The organism is Clostridium nitrophenolicum (assembly GCF_055391695.1).
This window is the reverse complement of sequence record NZ_AP042469.1, coordinates 3200485-3218117: the sequence shown is the minus strand read 5'-3', so window position 1 is coordinate 3218117 and position 17633 is coordinate 3200485. Positions and strand designations below refer to the sequence as shown.

17 protein-coding genes and 1 pseudogene are annotated in these 17633 nt (G+C 33.2%); 14 read left to right on the top strand and 4 right to left on the bottom strand.

Annotation, left to right across the window (positions count from 1 at the left end; translation table 11 throughout):
- Positions 1 to 47: 47 nt before the first annotated feature.
- The 9 genes and pseudogenes from ACZ5N4_RS15255 to ACZ5N4_RS15215 form a co-directional block, all read left to right on the top strand.
- Positions 48 to 1451 carry an MATE family efflux transporter gene (locus ACZ5N4_RS15255; protein WP_464203363.1) on the top strand — a complete coding sequence of 468 codons (1404 nt, stop codon included), beginning with the start codon at positions 48 to 50 and terminating at the stop codon, positions 1449 to 1451.
- A gap of 112 nt (positions 1452 to 1563) precedes the next feature.
- Entirely contained in the window at positions 1564 to 2181 is a 618-nt protein-coding gene (locus ACZ5N4_RS15250; protein ID WP_464203362.1) for a TetR-like C-terminal domain-containing protein, read from the top strand.
- 186 nt (positions 2182 to 2367) lie between these two features.
- On the top strand, positions 2368 to 4062 hold the full coding sequence (locus ACZ5N4_RS15245; RefSeq protein WP_464203361.1) for an oleate hydratase: 1695 nt from the start codon (positions 2368 to 2370) through the stop codon (positions 4060 to 4062).
- A gap of 562 nt (positions 4063 to 4624) precedes the next feature.
- Positions 4625 to 5044, top strand: coding sequence for a hypothetical protein (locus tag ACZ5N4_RS15240; RefSeq protein WP_464203360.1), 420 nt, complete (start codon positions 4625 to 4627; stop codon positions 5042 to 5044).
- 221 nt (positions 5045 to 5265) lie between these two features.
- The gene (locus ACZ5N4_RS15235; protein WP_464203359.1) at positions 5266 to 6120 is read left to right on the top strand and encodes an AraC family transcriptional regulator; all 855 of its coding nucleotides are present in this window, start codon (positions 5266 to 5268) and stop codon (positions 6118 to 6120) included.
- 113 nt (positions 6121 to 6233) lie between these two features.
- On the top strand, positions 6234 to 7043 hold the full coding sequence (locus tag ACZ5N4_RS15230) for an alpha/beta hydrolase family protein (RefSeq protein WP_464203358.1): 810 nt from the start codon (positions 6234 to 6236) through the stop codon (positions 7041 to 7043).
- Between the two features lie 403 nt (positions 7044 to 7446).
- The gene (locus tag ACZ5N4_RS15225; protein ID WP_464203357.1) at positions 7447 to 10047 is read left to right on the top strand and encodes a RyR domain-containing protein; all 2601 of its coding nucleotides are present in this window, start codon (positions 7447 to 7449) and stop codon (positions 10045 to 10047) included.
- Positions 10028 to 10321 carry a hypothetical protein gene (locus tag ACZ5N4_RS15220; RefSeq protein ID WP_464203356.1) on the top strand — a complete coding sequence of 98 codons (294 nt, stop codon included), beginning with the start codon at positions 10028 to 10030 and terminating at the stop codon, positions 10319 to 10321. Before ACZ5N4_RS15225 ends, ACZ5N4_RS15220 begins: the two co-directional genes overlap by 20 nt.
- Positions 10322 to 10763: 442 nt before the next feature.
- Positions 10764 to 10875: pseudogene (locus tag ACZ5N4_RS15215) on the top strand (radical SAM protein); the annotation flags it as partial.
- Positions 10876 to 11438: 563 nt separating this feature from the next.
- Here the strand turns inward: ACZ5N4_RS15215 and ACZ5N4_RS15210 are convergent.
- Positions 11439 to 11780, bottom strand: a complete 342-nt coding sequence (locus ACZ5N4_RS15210; RefSeq protein ID WP_464203355.1) for a winged helix-turn-helix transcriptional regulator — start codon at positions 11778 to 11780, stop codon at positions 11439 to 11441.
- 455 nt (positions 11781 to 12235) lie between these two features.
- Here ACZ5N4_RS15210 and ACZ5N4_RS15205 point away from each other — a divergent pair, with 455 nt between their 5' ends.
- Genes ACZ5N4_RS15205 through ACZ5N4_RS15195 form a run of 3 tightly spaced genes read left to right on the top strand, consistent with a single transcriptional unit; the run spans position 12236 to position 13933 of the window.
- Positions 12236 to 12871, top strand: coding sequence for a flavodoxin family protein (locus ACZ5N4_RS15205; protein ID WP_464203354.1), 636 nt, complete (start codon positions 12236 to 12238; stop codon positions 12869 to 12871).
- Positions 12872 to 12908: 37 nt separating this feature from the next.
- Positions 12909 to 13751, top strand: a complete 843-nt coding sequence (locus ACZ5N4_RS15200; protein ID WP_464203353.1) for an aldo/keto reductase — start codon at positions 12909 to 12911, stop codon at positions 13749 to 13751.
- Positions 13752 to 13774: 23 nt separating this feature from the next.
- Positions 13775 to 13933, top strand: a complete 159-nt coding sequence (locus tag ACZ5N4_RS15195; RefSeq protein ID WP_464203352.1) for a hypothetical protein — start codon at positions 13775 to 13777, stop codon at positions 13931 to 13933.
- Between the two features lie 131 nt (positions 13934 to 14064).
- On the opposite strand, the gene ACZ5N4_RS15190 is transcribed toward ACZ5N4_RS15195, so the two are convergent.
- Positions 14065 to 14250 carry a hypothetical protein gene (locus tag ACZ5N4_RS15190; RefSeq protein WP_211142733.1) on the bottom strand — a complete coding sequence of 62 codons (186 nt, stop codon included), beginning with the start codon at positions 14248 to 14250 and terminating at the stop codon, positions 14065 to 14067.
- Positions 14251 to 14520: 270 nt separating this feature from the next.
- Here ACZ5N4_RS15190 and ACZ5N4_RS15185 point away from each other — a divergent pair, with 270 nt between their 5' ends.
- Complete coding sequence (locus ACZ5N4_RS15185) at positions 14521 to 15018, top strand: LytR/AlgR family response regulator transcription factor (protein ID WP_464203351.1); 498 nt, start codon at positions 14521 to 14523, stop codon at positions 15016 to 15018.
- 51 nt (positions 15019 to 15069) lie between these two features.
- Here ACZ5N4_RS15185 and ACZ5N4_RS15180 read toward each other — a convergent pair whose 3' ends face one another.
- Positions 15070 to 15633 carry an accessory gene regulator B family protein gene (locus tag ACZ5N4_RS15180; RefSeq protein ID WP_464203350.1) on the bottom strand — a complete coding sequence of 188 codons (564 nt, stop codon included), beginning with the start codon at positions 15631 to 15633 and terminating at the stop codon, positions 15070 to 15072.
- A 234-nt stretch (positions 15634 to 15867) separates the two neighbouring features.
- On the opposite strand from ACZ5N4_RS15180, the gene ACZ5N4_RS15175 reads away from it, so the two are divergent.
- The gene (locus ACZ5N4_RS15175; RefSeq protein WP_464203349.1) at positions 15868 to 16452 is read left to right on the top strand and encodes a cyclodeaminase/cyclohydrolase family protein; all 585 of its coding nucleotides are present in this window, start codon (positions 15868 to 15870) and stop codon (positions 16450 to 16452) included.
- 276 nt (positions 16453 to 16728) lie between these two features.
- Here the strand turns inward: ACZ5N4_RS15175 and ACZ5N4_RS15170 are convergent, their stop codons facing one another.
- Positions 16729 to 17628 carry a LysR family transcriptional regulator gene (locus tag ACZ5N4_RS15170; RefSeq protein WP_464203348.1) on the bottom strand — a complete coding sequence of 300 codons (900 nt, stop codon included), beginning with the start codon at positions 17626 to 17628 and terminating at the stop codon, positions 16729 to 16731.
- Positions 17629 to 17633: the final 5 nt, after the last annotated feature.

Sequence of the window (17633 nt, the reverse complement as noted above, 5' to 3'; positions counted from 1 at the left end):
TTATATACGAGGTATATCCATTTGATAAACAAATTTAGCTCAAAACAATGAATGTAAAGGAAGCGAATGTCATCATGAGTTCTCAAAACCGTAACATAGATATGTGCAATGGCCCGTTGTTCAAGAAGATATTTATCTTTGCGTTGCCCATTATGGCAATGTATATCTTGCAACTGTTGTTTAATACTGCTGATATGGTGGTAGTAGGACATTTTTCAGGCAGCAAGGCATTGGCTGCAGTGGGGGCCACAGCTTCACTCATTAATCTTATTATAACCTTATTTATGGGTTTATCCGTAGGTACCACCGTCGTTGTGGCTCGGGATTGTGGCGCAGATCGGCCAGACGCTGTAAGTCGATCTGTTCATACATCTATTGCCATCAGCATTATTGGTGGATTGATTGTCATGGTGATAGGCATCATACTTTGTAAGCCTTTGCTGAAGATGATGGGAACTCCAGAGGATATTATCGGATTGTCCGTAGTATATATGGAAATCTACTTTATCAGTACGCCTGCTAACATGGTATACAATTTTGCAGCAGCTATTTTGCGTGCTACAGGTGATAGCCGTCGTCCAATGTACTATCTTATTATTGCCGGTACATTACACGTTATATTTAATCTTTTTTTTGTAATTGTACTACATATGGGAGTAGCTGGCGTGGCATCTGCCACAGTCATTTCCGAGTATATCTCGGTGCTGCTTATTATGATGTGTCTATACAGATGTGAGGGAGCTGTACGTTTCATACCACGTAAGATGTGTATTGATAAACATAAGCTAAAGGACATTGTGAAGATTGGTTTGCCAGCAGGAATGCAGGGATTATTGTTCTCCATTTCCAATGTGCTGATCCAGTCAGCAGTTAATTCCTTCGGATCCACCATGGTGGCTGCTAGTGCAGCTGCAAGCAATGTTGAAAATTATATCGGCACCACAATGAATGCCTATTATAATGCAGCAATTTCTTTTACTGGACAGAACATGGGGGCAAAGAAATATGATCGAATTGACACCATTGCAAAAGTGTGTACAGTATTAATCTTTGCCACATGGATTCTCCTAGGTGGTGTGACAGTGATTTTTGGAAAGCAACTGCTTGGTATCTTCACATCCGACTCAGAGGTCATTAAGCTTGGCATGCTGCGTATTAATATCATGATGGTTGCATTCTTCACCTGCGGCATGATGAACGTGTATCCAGGGCTAACCCGTGCCATGGGCTATTCTATATCGCCTATGATTTCCACACTAGTAGGTGCCTGTCTTATGCGAATTCTTTGGCTGGCTACAATCTTTACCTGGTATCCTACAGAGGTTATGCTTTTTGCCTGCTACCCGGTCACTTGGGCGCTGGCGGGAATCGGACAGGTAGGCATTTTCTTCTATGCTAGACGCCAGATTCGCAAGCTTAATGTGCCGCAGGTTGGGATTGTGGATATATAGAATTGGCATTACAAATGAAATAATTATTGAAGGTTAAGGTTTAAACGCTATGTAATTGTAGTATGGTTTTTGATTATCACATTTAAAGTACAGCTTCTACAAGCTTTGTACATTGAACACGAAGAAAGGAATGATTGATTCTATGTCTACATCACATGTTACAAAAAATGCATTAGCTCTTTCTCTGAAGCAATTGATGAAACAAACTCCAATAAATAAAATAACAGTAAAGATGGTCACAGATACATGTGGAGTTACAAGACATACCTTTTACAATCATTTTCATGATGTTTATGATTTACTCAGATGGATATTTGAGAACGAAGTTATTGAGGAGCTTGATCAATGCTGCAGCTTAAATAACTGGAAGACCGGGCTCTTTCTTGTTCTCCAATATACAATAGATAATAAAACCATCTGTATTAATACAACTAAATCTTTAGGTCGTGAACATCTTGAGATGTTTTTGTGTAAGACATTTACTAAAGTATTAGAAGGAGTTATAAAGGATATAACAAGAGAGATGGATGTTGATGAAAAAATAAAGAAGGAAACAGCAGTATTTTTTTCTTACGCAATAACCGGACAGTTTTTGGAATGGCTCAGCACTGGTCTTAAAGAAAAGAAAGAAGATATTGCCGACAGAGTTGAAAGAATGCTGGGTGGCACCATACTGAGAATTATGAAAGTTAATGATAGAAAAACAACTTCAGCTATATATAATACGTGATGTGCCTCTATAATTTACACACTTTATTGCATCTGTGAAAATTTTTCACAGATGCTTTTTTTGTTATTTGAATAAAGTTCTTAAAATAAGTAATATTATAAGTATATCAGACAACGTCAAATCATTTAGGGATGCTTAAAAGTTCTTCTTCGGCTATCCCTTACTATAGGAAAGGAAGGATTTCATATGAATAATTATCAAAGAATCAATCCAGTTGCACCAAAGAATATTGAAACAAGAAAAGCATATTTGATTGGTGGGGGAATAGGTTCTCTAGCTTCTGCAGCATTTTTAATAAGAGATGGACATATGCCAGGAAAAAACATTCACGTAATTGAACAGCTTGATGTTTTCGGCGGCTCCATGGATGCTGCAGGAATGGCGGAAAAAGGATATTCTGCAAGAGGTGGAAGAGAGATCGAAGAGCATTTTGAATGCTTTATGGAACTTTTCAGTTTCATCCCATCATTGAATGATAAAAATAAAAGCGTATTAGATGAATTTCGTCAGCTTAATATAGAAGAACCTATTGAATCTCACTGCAGATTAGTAGAAAATCAAGGAGAAAAGGCTGATTTCTCAAGCCTTGGATTATCAAAGAAGAATGCAATGGAACTTGCAAAACTTCATATGATGACTGAAGAAGCACTTGGAGCAACTACAATAGGAGAATATTTTGAACCTAGCTTCTTTGAAACAAACTTCTGGTACTTCTGGGCAACAATGTTTGCTTTTGAAAAGTGGCATAGTGTAGTTGAAGTTAAGCGTTATATGGAAAGATTCATGCATTTAATTGGTGGTATGAATAAATTACAAGGTATTCTTCATACTGAATACAATCAATATGATTCTTTAATACTTCCTCTTATTACATGGCTTAAGGAGCATGATGTATGCTTCGAAACCGGATGTAAGGTTACAGATATAGATTTTGATCTTTCAAATAATGAAAAAGTAGCTACAGCAATCCACTATATTAAAGATGGTAAGAATGAACTCCTTAATGTAAAGAACGATGATATAGTATTATTTACTAATGGTTCCATGACTGAGAATACAACAAAAGGTGATCTTGACCATGCTGCAATTTTAAATAGATCTGAGGATAAAGGCTGTTTCAGCGTATGGGAAAAAATGGCGAAGAAGTCACCAGACTTTGGTCATCCAGAAAAATTCTGCAGTGATATTGATAAGACAAAATGGATGTCCTTTACTATAACCTTAAAGGATGATGATATTGTATTCCCATATATCCTAAAGCTTACAGGGGATAAGCCTGGTATGGGTGGACTTGTTACAATAAAAGATTCAAGCTGGTTTATGAGTTGGGTTGTTCCAAAGCATCCACACTTTATAGGTCAACCGGATAATGTAAAGGTACTTTGGGCATATGCATTGAATATGGACGTTCCAGGGGACTATATTAAAAAGACTTTCTCAGAATGTACAGGACGTGAAATGTTTGAAGAGCTGCTTTATCATATGGGCTTAAAAGACAGAATTCCTGAGATTCTAGCACATACAGTCAATGTAATCCCTAGCATGATGCCTTACATTACTTCACATTTTATGCCTCGTGTAGCAGGGGATAGGCCTAATGTAATTCCAGCAGGAAGCAAGAATTTTGGCTTCCTAGGACAGTTTGCAGAAATTCCTGAAGACTGCGTATTCACAGTAGAATATTCTGTAAGAAGCGCAATGATGGCTGTATACGGACTGCTGGGTCTTGAAAAGCAAGTAGACCCTGTATATCCAAGTCAGTATGATATTCGTGTATTAATTAATGCAGCAAAGACATGTCTTGGCATTGATAAACTTCCATTAAAAAATATACCGTTAGGTGAATTGCTAAAGAACACGGAGCTTGGAAAACTATTATAAATACTTAATCCAAGCGTAGAATAAAGAAGGAGAATCCCCAGATGATGGGGATTTTCTTTTAGTTAATCCAGCCTGGGCGATTATATGCATAATTTGAAAAGTCTATGGTATAACTAACACGGAGAACCGTGTCATAAGTAATGAAGGTTTTTTTGTTAAGTGTTGATATGAAAAAAGGAGAGAGAACCTATGGGATAAGCTGGTATCAAAGGCTTATGGCATTTTGCCCTATTTTTCATGTGTGTTTTTATGTTTCCGTGGACTAGGACTTTAACCAAACTTTATCTAGGGGGAGGGCAACTTTTATACAGAATTAGTGGTTTTTGCGTTATGGTTTGAGATTTGCGAAATTGAATATAAATCACATTTAAACCTAATCGATTATAATATTTTGAATGAATTTAATTATATAACCTTGTGTATAAAAAATCTATATCTAAATAATAATGAAATTTAAATACAAAGATAAATAGCAATAATATATTATTACTGGTATAATTAATTAGTCTTTATTAAAGGTATTTAATGAAGACCAATTAAAATATGAAAAGAGAGTATGTTTATGATGAAAGAAAGTTTAGAGAAGAAGATAAACAAATTAGATGGAGACATTGAAGCTTTAAGAAGAGCAAAGTATTACTTATCTAATAAAGAAGAAATTAATGAAATTATTGATGTTTTAAATAAGGAAAGACAAATTTATTCAGATGAAATTTATCTTGGAGATGGAAGAGCATATACAGAATGTCTAGAAGTAGTACTAGAATTAGTAAATAAAGAGTTAGGTAAGGATGAGCAAATTGAATTGCTAGAGGTTATAAAAGAACAGCATGGTAGAAAATCTCCTAACATAAGTAAGAAAAGTTATGGACTTAATGCGTGGCTTAAATATTTAGATGTGGAATGCCAGTGGATTGATAATGAAGATAGTGCATGGTCAACATTAATTATAACTGGATTTACACCTCGTATACAGAATTAGAAGTAGGTTAACCGTTTTTAAAAATGTCTTAAAATTTTTATTTTATTAGCACCAGCAAATGCTGGTGCATTTTTATATTTAGAAAGAGTAGTGGATTTCAAAGGTCGTGCTTCGCCGCTGCCATATAATATAAAACATTATAACCTATCATTAGAAAGCATTTAAAGACAGGACAAATAGGTGAAAATTATTTATCATAGAAAGAGAGAGGAACAAGTTTTATGGATTGGCTTAATGCAATGAACAATGCAGTAGAATATATAGAGGCTAATATTACTAAAAAGATTGATATTGAAGAGGCGGCAAGAATTGCCTTATCATCTACATTTTACTTTCAGCGGATGTATCATATGATGACAGGTGTTACAGTAGCTGAGTATATAAGGAGGAGAAGGCTTACACTGGCTGTACAAGATATTATATCTGGTGAAAAGATTATTAATGTAGCATATAAGTATGGTTATGAAACCCCTGAAGCCTTTACAAAGGCTTTTGGAAAAATGTATGGAATAAGTCCCACTGCAGCCCGTGAGTCTGGGGTAAATCTTAAGGCATATCCAAAGTTATCTTTTCATATTTCAATAAAGGGAGATAAAGATATAAATTATAGGATTCTTGATAAAGGAAGTTTTACAGTAATAGGTAAACAAACAAGAGTAACTATGCTAGATGAACAAAACTTTAGTGAGGTTCCTAAGTTTTGGGAGGAGTGTATGAAGGATGGTTCATACCAGTGGATTTCCTCAAAAGCAGGTAAGCTTGGTGTTCTAGGTATATCTAAGGGATTTGATAAATATAAATATGAGTTTAATTATATGATAGCAATCGAGGAAATCCAAGGCACTATTCCGAAAGGATATGTTTCAGAAGTCGTTCCAGCAGCAACTTGGGCTGCATTTGAAGCAGTAGGACCAGCACCAGAAGCTTTGCAGGATCTCCTTCGAAGGATATATTCAGAGTGGATGCCATCTATGGGATATCGGCATGATTGTGCACCAGATCTTGAGATATTTCCTGTAGGAGATATGTTCTCTGAAAATTATAGATGTGAGATGTGGATTCCTATTAAGAAATAAAGTGATGTAAATACGATTTAGGGACTTAAAATTACAAATACCCATGGCCGACATTTAACTTATGCTCTGGAATATATTGATATTTTTAATTTTATATTTGAGGGAGAAATAGTATGTTAAGTATTGAAGAAATTTTGAAGAAAGAGATAGTATACAAGATTGACAACATGGAAAATGTGAATATACAAAAAAATATAATGTATAAGACTATAAATAAGGAAGAATTGCTAATGGATTTATACAGTCCTTTTAGTAATGGTAAAAAAGAAAAGTTGCCTGTAGTAATTTTAGTACATGGAGAAGCTGCGTCTATAAATTTTAAGGAAACTGGACAATATGTTACTTATGGAAAATTAATAGCAGCTTATGGATTTAATGCAGTAACTTTTAATCATAAAGTTTTATCCGAGGGGTTTAGTGTTGAAGAAGTTACGAATGATATAGATGTAGTTATTAATTATTTAATAGAAAATGCTGATGAGCTAAGTATAGATAAAGATAGAATCGCTATTTGGTGTTTTTCTGGCGGTGTTCCATTTGGTTTATACGCAGGTATGCATGATTACTTTAATTATATTAAAGGGGTTATTGCTTATTATGGTTTTGGAGATTTCACATCCGTAAGAGAGCTTCTTAAGTTCAATATACAGGATGAAGAGCTAGAGAAGTACTCACCAATAAATCTTATAAATAAAAATTTGAGTAAGATTCCTCCTTTATTTGTTGCAAGAGCAGGTCTTGACAGCTCAATAATTAATGAATCAATTGACAAGTTTATTGTAGAAGGATTAAAAAATAATTTAAATATTGATATTTACAATCATTCTACAGGTGGGCATGGATTCGATTTATTTAATGATAACAATAGAACACATGAAATAATATCAGAATCATTAAGCTTTTTAAGAAAGCATTTAAAATAATATATGAACTAGCATTAAGGAATATATAATCTATGGTGGGTTTTAAAGGTTGTGCTTCGCCTCCACCATACATATGAGCAAACACAAGATTTGCATCATTCTTTAGTGGAGAAAAGTTAAGGCTATATCAGTTGAGGTAACTGGTATGGCCTTTTTATTGTGTTTTTGTGGTGATTACATTAAAACAGAGGCCTTGAGAAAGGTTGTACCAGCTGACCAATTTAGTTTAACTGAAGAAAAAATAAATTATATGTGAGGTTCGGTTCTCGGCACTCTAATATTTTCTATAATAATAAATGAAGGAATAATAAATAATAAATGAAGAAATAATAATTTATAGAAGAGCTGATCGATAAAGTTCGGGTGGCTCTTTTCAATATTATATAAAGAAGGAATTAGAACTATGGATAATAGAGAAATAAAGATTGCAGTGTCAGGCGATGTATGTATTAACTTATTGCAGTGGAGAACATACGAACAGTGTACCAAGGGACTGAGTTGGAGGTACTATCCACATGTACATAGTGTTTCTAAAGCAGGTGATGCAATACTTTTATCAAAACTAGCAGCATTATCAACTGGTGCAACAATACTTTCACCAAAGATACAAAATATTGAGAGATGCCTACATGAAGGAACACTTCTTTCTACAGTCGAATTAGATCTTTTTCCAGTGGACTCAGAGGAAAAAAGCAATCATAAAGTCTATCGGGTAAGTCAGTTTATGGGATTCACAGGTCCAATTACAGGTGTACCTAAACAGTTTCCAATTGAATACGACGATGAGAATGCTGATCTAGTCATATTAGATGATGAAAATAATGGCTTTAACACTAATGAAGAATTCTGGCCTTTGGCTTTAAAATCTCATAATAAATTACCAATAATAATATATAAAACTAATAATCCAAACTGCTCCAGCTTACTTTGGAGGCACATTGAAGAATTTCATATCGAAAACACAATAGTAGTTATAAATGGAGATGATCTGCGATCAAAGGGTGTTAATATAAGCAAAGGTCTCTCATGGGAAAGAACAGCATTAGACTTTGTTTGGCAAATGAATAATAATCCTAACCTTTGCTTTCTCGCAAACTGCCAACATCTTATTGTGCCTTTTGGGCTTGAGGGTGCTATATATTATAAAAAGCAAGATGGCATAGAATCTCATTTATATTTTTTAACCTACGAGTTTGAGGGTGGATTCATCAAAGAAAACCAAGGTAAAATGTATGGATTGACCTCCTGCTTTGTGGCAGGCTTAGCAAAGTCTATTACTCAGGCAATAGCTAAGAATGAGAGTTTTAGCAGAAGTATTGATGAAGGAATTCGTGAAGGAATGGCTGCCGCCCAAAAATACTTTATTTATGGTTTTGGGGATGATGCTATTGAAAGCACTTTTCCTAGCCCATCAATATTTACTGAGAGCGAAAATGATTTTATTTTCAAAGAACACATACAGGAGGTACCAATACGAAACACAAATAATCCAAACTGTCAGGCCTGCTGGTATATTATTAAAGATAAAAGTTCAACTAATTTAGCTGAAATAGCCTATGATATTGTTAAGAATGGTGAAAAAAGTGCACTTAAATTTATCCCTATAGCAACTTTCCGCAATCTGAAAACCGTAGATAGAACGGAAATTGAGGGGTATAGAAGCATTAAAAATCTAATTTCAGAGTACGTTTCAGCAAAAAGCGTAGTTCGACCGCTTTCTATTGCTGTTTTTGGAACACCAGGATCAGGAAAGTCCTTTGGGGTCTCGGAGGTTGCTTCAAGTATTGCACCAGCATTGATTGAAAAATTAAATTTTAATTTATCTCAATTTCAGTCGCTTTCAGATTTAATAGCAGCTTTTCACAGAGTAAGAGATTTTTCACTGAGAGGAAAGCTTCCGCTTGTATTTTTTGATGAATTTGACTCCTACTTTGAAGGAAGATTAGGCTGGCTGAAGTATTTCTTAGCACCTATGCAGGATGGTTTGTTCAGAGAAGGCGACTCCGTACACCCGATTGGCAAAGCGATTTTTGTATTTGCAGGAGGCACAAGCAGTACCTTTAAAGAATTCAGCGGAGAAGATATTAATGATGAAACTGAATATAAGCTCTTTTTTAAAGAATTCCAAAGTAGGAAGGGGCCAGATTTTATAAGCAGGCTAAGGGGCTATGTGAATATCCTGGGGCCTAATCAAACAGATGAACATTGGGATCAATTATTTGTCATTCGAAGGGCCATGCTTTTACGTTCACTCCTGGAGCGTAAAACCCCTCATCTCATAAATGATAGGGGTGAAGCTCAAATAGACAATGGTGTATTACGAGCACTTCTTAAAATCACAAAGTACAAACATGAATCAAGATCTATGGAGGCAATACTTGAAATGAGCTCGCTCAGTGGAGCCAAAAAGTGGGAGCAATCGCATCTGCCATCAAAGGAACAGTTAACACTTCATGTTGATGCGGAACAATTTTTACGTCTCCTTATGAAGGATGCATTTTTTAGTGAGAAAATTGAGAAGCTTGCTATGGATCTTTATCATACTCGTAAAGAAATTTATAAAGATATTCTAAAGCCAGGTTTAACATGCATGCAGCCATGGGATGATCTTGATGAAGAATTTAAAAATTCTATTCGTGATAGAGTAAGATATATCCCTAACGCCTTACATAAAATAAATTACGATATAATGTCTGTTAAAGAAAAACCGGAAATAATTGAATTTACAGAAAGAGAGTTGGAGATTTTAGCTGAATATGAACATAAACGTTGGTCATTGCAAAAGAAAGAAGAAGGCTGGAAATATGGTGATAAGATAGACGAAAAGGAAAGAACTCATCCTTCTTTAATACCTTGGGATAACCTAGGGATAGATGAGAAGAATAATATGATATCATACATAAAAGCTTGGCCGGTAATATTGGTTAATTCTAATTTTAAGATAGAGCGACTAAAGTATTTATGCTATTGTGAATCTCAAGTATATGGTAAAGGGTCTATGTAATAGTAAAAAAGAATGGATTATTACATTCAAAATTATGGCTATGTTAAAGAATAGTGTTGATTTTATGACATTAAATATGGAGAAACCTATAATAGTACAGAAATCACCAATCCCTGTAGAACTTGAGAAAGGTGAAACAGCTTATTTATGTGCTTGTAAGCATAGTTATCTTCCTTCAAACCTGAAAGAATTTTATGGTTTAGCCAGGGTGCTATTCTCTCGATGTCTTTGGAGCTTGTTATGGGAAACAAAATCAGAGGCATTGCAGCGTTAAGCGATATCTACTAATTTGTATTGCTCTATTATGTGAGTAAATACCAAAGCTATTTGTTAATTTGCTATTGCTTATATGAAGATGTGTTTTGTGTTCCCTCGGACCTATGGTTTGAGGGAATTTTATAGTAAATCATATCAAGAAAAATTAAGAGGATATTTTAAAGTTAACAAGACAATTTTAAAATCAAAGATACTTTCAATCCGCTACAGGTCAATAATCAATAGAAAAAGGAGTGTTTCGCAACTAATTACTTAGTTTTGAAACACTTTCTTTTTATTTTACAATTAAATATAGATTATATATCTTACTTAAAAGTGCGTACTTTTCACCTACGGAACTACGGACTATAATGTATGTATCTTTGATAATGCTATATTTTTAAGCTTATTACAGATAAATATTTATTATATAAATATAAATTATGTTAGGAGAGAAAACTATGAAATATACAGGAAAAGTTTACAGCCCCCCTTTTGAAAGTGAATCATTATTATTACAGGCAACTGTAGGTTGTAGTCATAATAAGTGTACATTTTGCTCTATGTATCAAGGGGTACAATTTCAAACTGAAACCATCGATTTAATAAAAGGTATAACTGTAGAAACTGAATTTTTTGGTTTGCATACTTCAAATGTTATTCCGGTTCATGGAATGTTACCTTATGATAAAGAAAGAATGTTTGAACGATTAGAAATGGGTTTAAAGAGATTACCGAATGCCTTTTTAGATAGTATTCCAGATAAAGATGCAGAGGGAGGAGTGACAATATAATGATAAATAGTAATAAAAATACTATCAAGCTCAATAATCATGTGAAAATTCCACAAATAGGTTTAGGTGGCTGTATGGAGTCCACTTGGTAATCAGGCTTCAAAATATATTCTAAACTTTTATCCGCTAGTTAATATAGCTAGTAAGTATAACAAAACACCTGCTCAAATAGTACTTTTATTACCAAAAACAACGGAGGCATAAACAGCTAAAATATTAAATTGCATCAGCAAAAGGCAAGCCCACCTTATATTCAGGTGGGCTTAAGTTTATTATGTTTACATTATGTTGTCAATAATTAATGAATTAATTAATATCTTTAGTCCAATATAGTACATCAGATTATTTGCATCCACTGTCTAAGTGAGAATAATATTTAATAGACCAAGACTCAATTTCTTTAATGATTTTAGTAAGGTCTTTTCCCTTTTCAGTAAGGTAATATTCAACTTTTGGTGGAATTTCAGGATAAATCTGCTTATTTATTAAAGCTTCATTTTCTAATTCTTTAAGCTTTTCATTTAATACCTTTTGACTTATTCCTTCAGTTATTCGTTGAAGCTCTAAAAATCTTTTAGGTTCATCATATAAATGACATAATAAAACTGCCTTCCATTTACCTCTGATAAAATCCATTGCAAAATCCAATAAACATACATAGTGCCTACCATTATAATTTATCATTTGATTACCTACCTTTAATCTTTTATATTTAATGAAGTGGAAACTTGAATCAGATGAGGTTTCAAACCTCATCTGATTCTTAGTTGAACGAATCCAGGGACGTAGCCGCTCTTTACTCCCTCTTTGAGAAAAGCAGAGAGCCCAAATCTCTGATTTGGTGCGAATCGCTTTCACACCGTGCATAGGGAGTATTAGAGCGGGTAGTCATCGGATAAAACTTGATTAACTATGCATTAGAATTACAGTATATACCAAGTAACTTCATAATATCAAATCTAGAGATTAAAATAAATATATATTATTATCAAGAAAAATTTTTTATGTCTGTCTGTAGATATTACGGTAAATCTTACTTAAAGGTAAGTAATCTAACGAAAAAGTACGTACTTGTCACTTGTATTATTGAACCATATAATAAACACATGTTTGAAAATAAATTGTATGGAGGTATATATATGAAAGTAGTTGCTTTTAATGGAAGCCCTAAAAAGAATGGAAATACTTATGAGGCAATAAAGGCTGTAGCAGCAGAGTTAGAGAAAGAGAATATAGAGGTAGAGATTGTTCATGTTGGAAATAAGATAATACGCGGATGTATGGATTGCGGGGGATGCAGTAGAAACATGAACGAAAGATGTGTTATACAGAATGATGAGGTTAATGATTGGATTCAAAAGATGAAGGAAGCTGATGGAATTATTCTAGGTTCCCCTGTACATTATTCAGCTATACCAGGAACGATGAAATCATTTTTGGATCGTGCATTTTTAGTTACATCTGTTAATAATGGAATGCTTAGACATAAGGTAGGGGCTAGTGTGGTGGCAGTAAGAAGATCCGGTGGTGTTCCAACATTTGAACAGCTGAATAACTATATCAATTATTCAGAGATGATGATGCCAACATCAAATTACTGGAATGTAATTCATGGTACAACACCTGGAGAAGCTATACAAGATGAAGAAGGAATGCAAATTATGAGTGTTCTAGGAAAGAATATGGCATGGTTATTGAAGGTTATTGATTCAGGTAAAAATAATGTAAAAGAAAATGAAAGAGAAGATAAAATATTTACCAACTTTATAAGATAAGCTTTGAAGTTAAAGGTATTATAAGGAGAGAAATAATATGATAAACAATTTAACAAATACAGTAACTTTAAACAATGGTGTAAAAATGCCATGGCTAGGGCTTGGTGTTTTTAGAGTAGAGGATAGCCAAAATTTAGTTGATGCAGTAAAGACTGCAATAAAAAATGGTTATAGAAGCATAGATGGAGCAGCTATTTATGATAATGAAATAAGTATGGGAAAGGGAATAGCTGAAGGAATAAAGGCAGCAGGTATTTCAAGGGAAGATCTATTTATAACATCTAAGGTTTGGAATGCTGATTTGGGATACGAATCCACAATAAAGGCTTATGAAACAAGTTTAAAGAAACTTGGACTTGATTATTTAGATTTATATCTTATACATTGGCCTGTAGAAGGTAAGTATAAAGATGCTTGGAGAGCATTGGAGTATTTATATAAACAAGGCCGTGTAAAAGCAATAGGAGTAAGTAACTTTCAAGTACATCATCTTGAAAATTTAATGAAGGATGCAGAGATTAAGCCAATGATAAACCAAATAGAATTTCATCCACGTTTAACACAGGGGAAGGTTAGAGCATTCTGTAAACAAAATGATATTCAAGTTGAAGCATGGTCACCACTTATGGTTGGTAAATTACTTGATAATGAAATATTGAAGGAAATTGCCCATAATCATAATAAATCTATTGCTCAAATTATTTTACGTTGGGATATGCAAAATGGAGTGATAACTATTCCTAAGTCCACAAACGAGGGCAGAATAATAGAAAATTCACAGATATTTGATTTTGAATTAACTAATGAAGAAGTAGAGAAGATAAATTCTTTAAATCAAGATTTGAGAGTAGGACCTGATCCAGATAATTTTGATTTTTAATTAATCAAGTAACGGTGGTTTTAATGAGAAATTGCCAAGAACAAGGCTATCAACAGTTAAATAACTGGATAGCCTCGTTGCCTGGCAATTATTTTTTCATTGCACTGCATATAATCAGTACCCATCCCAAAAGCATGTTAGTTGAGGCACAGGTTAATATGGGACACCTAAAGATGAAATAATTTTTAATTATCTATTGATTTGTTTCCAAAATTTGTGATATAATGTTTGAGTGAGTGGATTGCGGAACTGTGCAATTTGCTTATGGCATTAGAAATAATTGTGTTTAGGTGCAATAGGAAGCTTGGCAGAGCTACTTATTGCATTCTTTTTTGTCAATACTTAATGTGACTTCAGAGGAAAGCTCGTCTTTTTTTAAAGTTGTTTTTGATTGAAACAACGCTTTCATTATTTCCTGTTTATAGCAAAAACCAAGCAGCATAGCAACAATTCCCAGCATTGTAATACATAGAATAGTAATAATAAAATTTAGATTCACAAGACCACACTCCTTTTATAAATATATGGATAGGTGCAATCCGCTCACTTCTTGAATAGAATTTAGAAAAAAATATATCTTTGTAGCTTAATTGTAGCACATATTCTTTTAGAACATATTGAACATTGCATAAAAGCTCCAATTTTTGTTATTAATTTATGTAAATATTTAACTCAGTTAAATAAATTATTCAAGTTTAGGAAGGCGTTTCTAAATGAATATAGAATATTTAATTAAGAATAAATTAATACAAAGGGGCATGATAACTATATGTACAATATATTAATTTTAGAAGACGATTGTATTCAGTTGAAAACCCTGTCAGAGATTATAAAACAATCAGGCGACATGTATCAAATATATGAAACCACCAATGCTACAGAGGCTTTTAAAATAGCCCAGCAAAAGATGATTGATCTTTTCTATGTTGATATTAATTTAAAAAATGAATCAGGTCTTAAATTTGCTCTTGAAATAAGAAAAATAGAAAGATATAGACTAAACTGGATAATATTTGTGACAATTTACAAGGAGTATATGCTTTCAGCCTTTAAGAATGTTCACTGTTATGATTATATATTAAAGCCTTATAATAAGGAAAACATCCAAGGAATAACAAAGCTTTTGCTATCGGACAGCAGGGAACAGGTTGCTGCTACGGAAATCAAGGAGAAATTTATAATCGTTCCCATAAAGAATATCCTAAATGAGGCTGCAATACAGAGAGGCAAAGTGCGCATAACATGCCTTTTCCCTTTAGATTTTTAAGTAATTTTTTCATAATGATGAACTCCTTATTTTGTAAGTTTATTAAAAAATTTATAGCTTCGGCTTTTTAGTCAGCACAAGCTGTACGCTTTGTATTAATATAGTGCTGAAGCCGCAGTTTACATATGGAGCGCTTTGTAAAAATAATAAAATAATAGTCCATAAAGCTACAGACAGAGCTGCTGCAATTTTATACTGTAGCTTTTTTTTATTCTCTTTTATAGGTCTCCTTACACTACATATTGGAGCCCTAACTAAAACTATAGCAAAACTAACTATGCCAATAAGCCCATAATATACTGTCGGTAGTCTAGGAACCAATGGTGCCAGCACACTTGTGAAGATAAGCAGCAGAGCTGTTAGAAGTAAACAATTTAAGGCTCCCTTTAAGTGTACTCCACCAGCAAATACTCTAGTTGATATCAGTATGAGTAAGGAAAAATAGAAAAAATTTTGTCTATGTATTATATTAAAAAACAGTATTAGAAAAACAATTTTAAATCCTTCACTTAAAATTACACTTAAGCCATACTGTATCCTTGCTCTGTCTTTAGTATTGTTGTAGGCTTCGGTACAAATTAGGGAGGTAAGCTGTAAAGCCAATTTATCTATCATTTTTAACGCACCACCTATAAAGTGAAAAACACTATAATTTTAAAATACATTCATTTAAAGGAGCTTGTTTACATAATGATATGATTTAAATTACAAGTTTAGTACAATATGAAGTTAAATTAATTACCAGAGAAAAAGTGATTTTTCTCTAAAAAAGTTTTCCGTGGGTATACTAATTACATAAAATATAACATTTTGCTTCTTACATATTATTTTGTAAAAGTAGGTGATTAAATGTTAAGTGATAAATCAATTAATTCTTTCTTAGAGAATATAGCTTCTAAACCATTAACTCCAGCTGCAGGAAGTATAGCCGCATTGAGCGCAGCTTCTGCAGCAGCATTAACTGAAATGGCTGCTAACCTTACCTCAAGAAAACCTGAATATCAGAATATTTCAGCTAAAATGAAAGAAATAGCTGAAGAATGTTCCTCCTATAGGGAAATTTTTCTCAATGATATTGATAAAGATACAAAAGCCTTTAAGAAAGTAATAGATTCCTATTTAATGAAGGCAGATACAGAAGTTGAAAAAGAAATTAAACAAAAGGAATTACAAGATAATTTTAAAATAGCTATAGAAGTACCTTTAAGTATGGCTAATAATATTGTAGAGTTAATTAATATTATAAAGGTTGTCGATAAACATGGATGTGGAACATCAGCATCGGATGTAAAGCAAGCTCATATTCTGGCAGAATCTGCAGTCCGTTCATCAATTTTTCTTATAAAATCAAATCTTGTCTTTGTCCATGATCAGGATTTTAAAAGTTATATTTCAAAAAAGGTTGATGAATTAGAGGCAGAATTGGAAGTGTAAAAAATAAGAATGAAAGGAGAGATACAGTAAGGCCTCTCCTTAAACTATGCTTATAAAAACCCATAATATGCTGATCATGGCTAATCAGTAATAGTGCAATATTTACAAAGGGTGAGGTTATGGGTAAAATTAATACATTTACTAAGACAGACTTTCCCTAATCTTTTTATTAAGTATAAATAAAATTTCCATTGAGTCACCGGTCAGTATAGCTGTATTCAAAACAGTGTGTAAATTTATCTTACTAACAATGGCTTCATAACCCAATATTATGTATTAAAAATTGTCACCAATATTAAAGTTATCTCTCACTAACTCCATAAACAACGACATTGCAGGACTAATCCATTTGTTCTTATGATAAGCGCATATTGCTGTAATCTTGCTATCAGAGCATCCTACCTTAAGTTCTTTCAACTTACCACTTTCAAGTTCTTCTTCTACTGTAAAACGAGGCAAGAAAGAGATTCCTAAATTACTTGCAACACATTTTTTTATGGATTCAATACTCCAAAGTTCAATTGTGTTATTTAATTTTATATTGTTGTCATGAAAGTAATTTTCAAGTATTTTTCGATAAATAGATTCAACTTCATTAATAATAAGGCTTGTATTTATTTCTTGGTTTGGTTTGCAAAGATCTAATTTATCTTGCTGAAATAAAGGTGAACATACTAAAGCTAAGTTGAAATCTGCCAGCTGAATAGTAGTCAAATTATCATTTTGAGTTCCAACATCGTACATTAAACCAATGTCTACTTCACCCATTGATAAGATATTTCTTATAGCAAAACAATTAAGTGTAATGATAGAAAGCTTTACATTAGGAGCTTTTTCTTTAAATAAGCCGAGCACCTTTTGTAATTTATAAGACATCAATGATTCTGGAACTGCAATCTTCAATTCTCCTGTAATCTTATCACCATACTTACCGATACTCTCTATTTTTTTTACCGTATCAAGTAATTCATTTGCATAAGGTATCAATTCTTTTCCTAAGGACGTTAACACCATATTACGGCCGATTTTTTCAAATAGTTTGATTGAGAGCTCCTGTTCTAATTGTTGAATTTGAGATGTAACAGTAGACTGAGTGTATCCCAGTTTCATTGCGGCATTTGAAAAATTACCTTCTTCTATAATACTTTTAAATGTTTTAAAGTGTCTAATATCCATTTGTT

What these genes read in the sequence shown, in the direction of transcription:
- ACZ5N4_RS15220 (WP_464203356.1), top strand. Translation starts at nt 10,028, where the DNA reads ATGGTAAAGGGTCTATGTAATAGTAAAAAAGAATGGATTATTACATTC.
- ACZ5N4_RS15245 (WP_464203361.1), top strand. Translation starts at nt 2,368, where the DNA reads ATGAATAATTATCAAAGAATCAATCCAGTTGCACCAAAGAATATTGAA.
- ACZ5N4_RS15255 (WP_464203363.1), top strand. Translation starts at nt 48, where the DNA reads ATGAATGTAAAGGAAGCGAATGTCATCATGAGTTCTCAAAACCGTAAC.
- ACZ5N4_RS15180 (WP_464203350.1), bottom strand. Translation starts at nt 15,633, where the DNA reads ATGATAGATAAATTGGCTTTACAGCTTACCTCCCTAATTTGTACCGAA.
- ACZ5N4_RS15210 (WP_464203355.1), bottom strand. Translation starts at nt 11,780, where the DNA reads ATGATAAATTATAATGGTAGGCACTATGTATGTTTATTGGATTTTGCA.
- ACZ5N4_RS15175 (WP_464203349.1), top strand. Translation starts at nt 15,868, where the DNA reads ATGTTAAGTGATAAATCAATTAATTCTTTCTTAGAGAATATAGCTTCT.
- ACZ5N4_RS15195 (WP_464203352.1), top strand. Translation starts at nt 13,775, where the DNA reads ATGAGAAATTGCCAAGAACAAGGCTATCAACAGTTAAATAACTGGATA.
- ACZ5N4_RS15205 (WP_464203354.1), top strand. Translation starts at nt 12,236, where the DNA reads ATGAAAGTAGTTGCTTTTAATGGAAGCCCTAAAAAGAATGGAAATACT.
- ACZ5N4_RS15200 (WP_464203353.1), top strand. Translation starts at nt 12,909, where the DNA reads ATGATAAACAATTTAACAAATACAGTAACTTTAAACAATGGTGTAAAA.
- ACZ5N4_RS15185 (WP_464203351.1), top strand. Translation starts at nt 14,521, where the DNA reads ATGTACAATATATTAATTTTAGAAGACGATTGTATTCAGTTGAAAACC.
- ACZ5N4_RS15240 (WP_464203360.1), top strand. Translation starts at nt 4,625, where the DNA reads ATGATGAAAGAAAGTTTAGAGAAGAAGATAAACAAATTAGATGGAGAC.
- ACZ5N4_RS15235 (WP_464203359.1), top strand. Translation starts at nt 5,266, where the DNA reads ATGGATTGGCTTAATGCAATGAACAATGCAGTAGAATATATAGAGGCT.
- ACZ5N4_RS15230 (WP_464203358.1), top strand. Translation starts at nt 6,234, where the DNA reads ATGTTAAGTATTGAAGAAATTTTGAAGAAAGAGATAGTATACAAGATT.
- ACZ5N4_RS15170 (WP_464203348.1), bottom strand. Translation starts at nt 17,628, where the DNA reads ATGGATATTAGACACTTTAAAACATTTAAAAGTATTATAGAAGAAGGT.
- ACZ5N4_RS15225 (WP_464203357.1), top strand. Translation starts at nt 7,447, where the DNA reads ATGGATAATAGAGAAATAAAGATTGCAGTGTCAGGCGATGTATGTATT.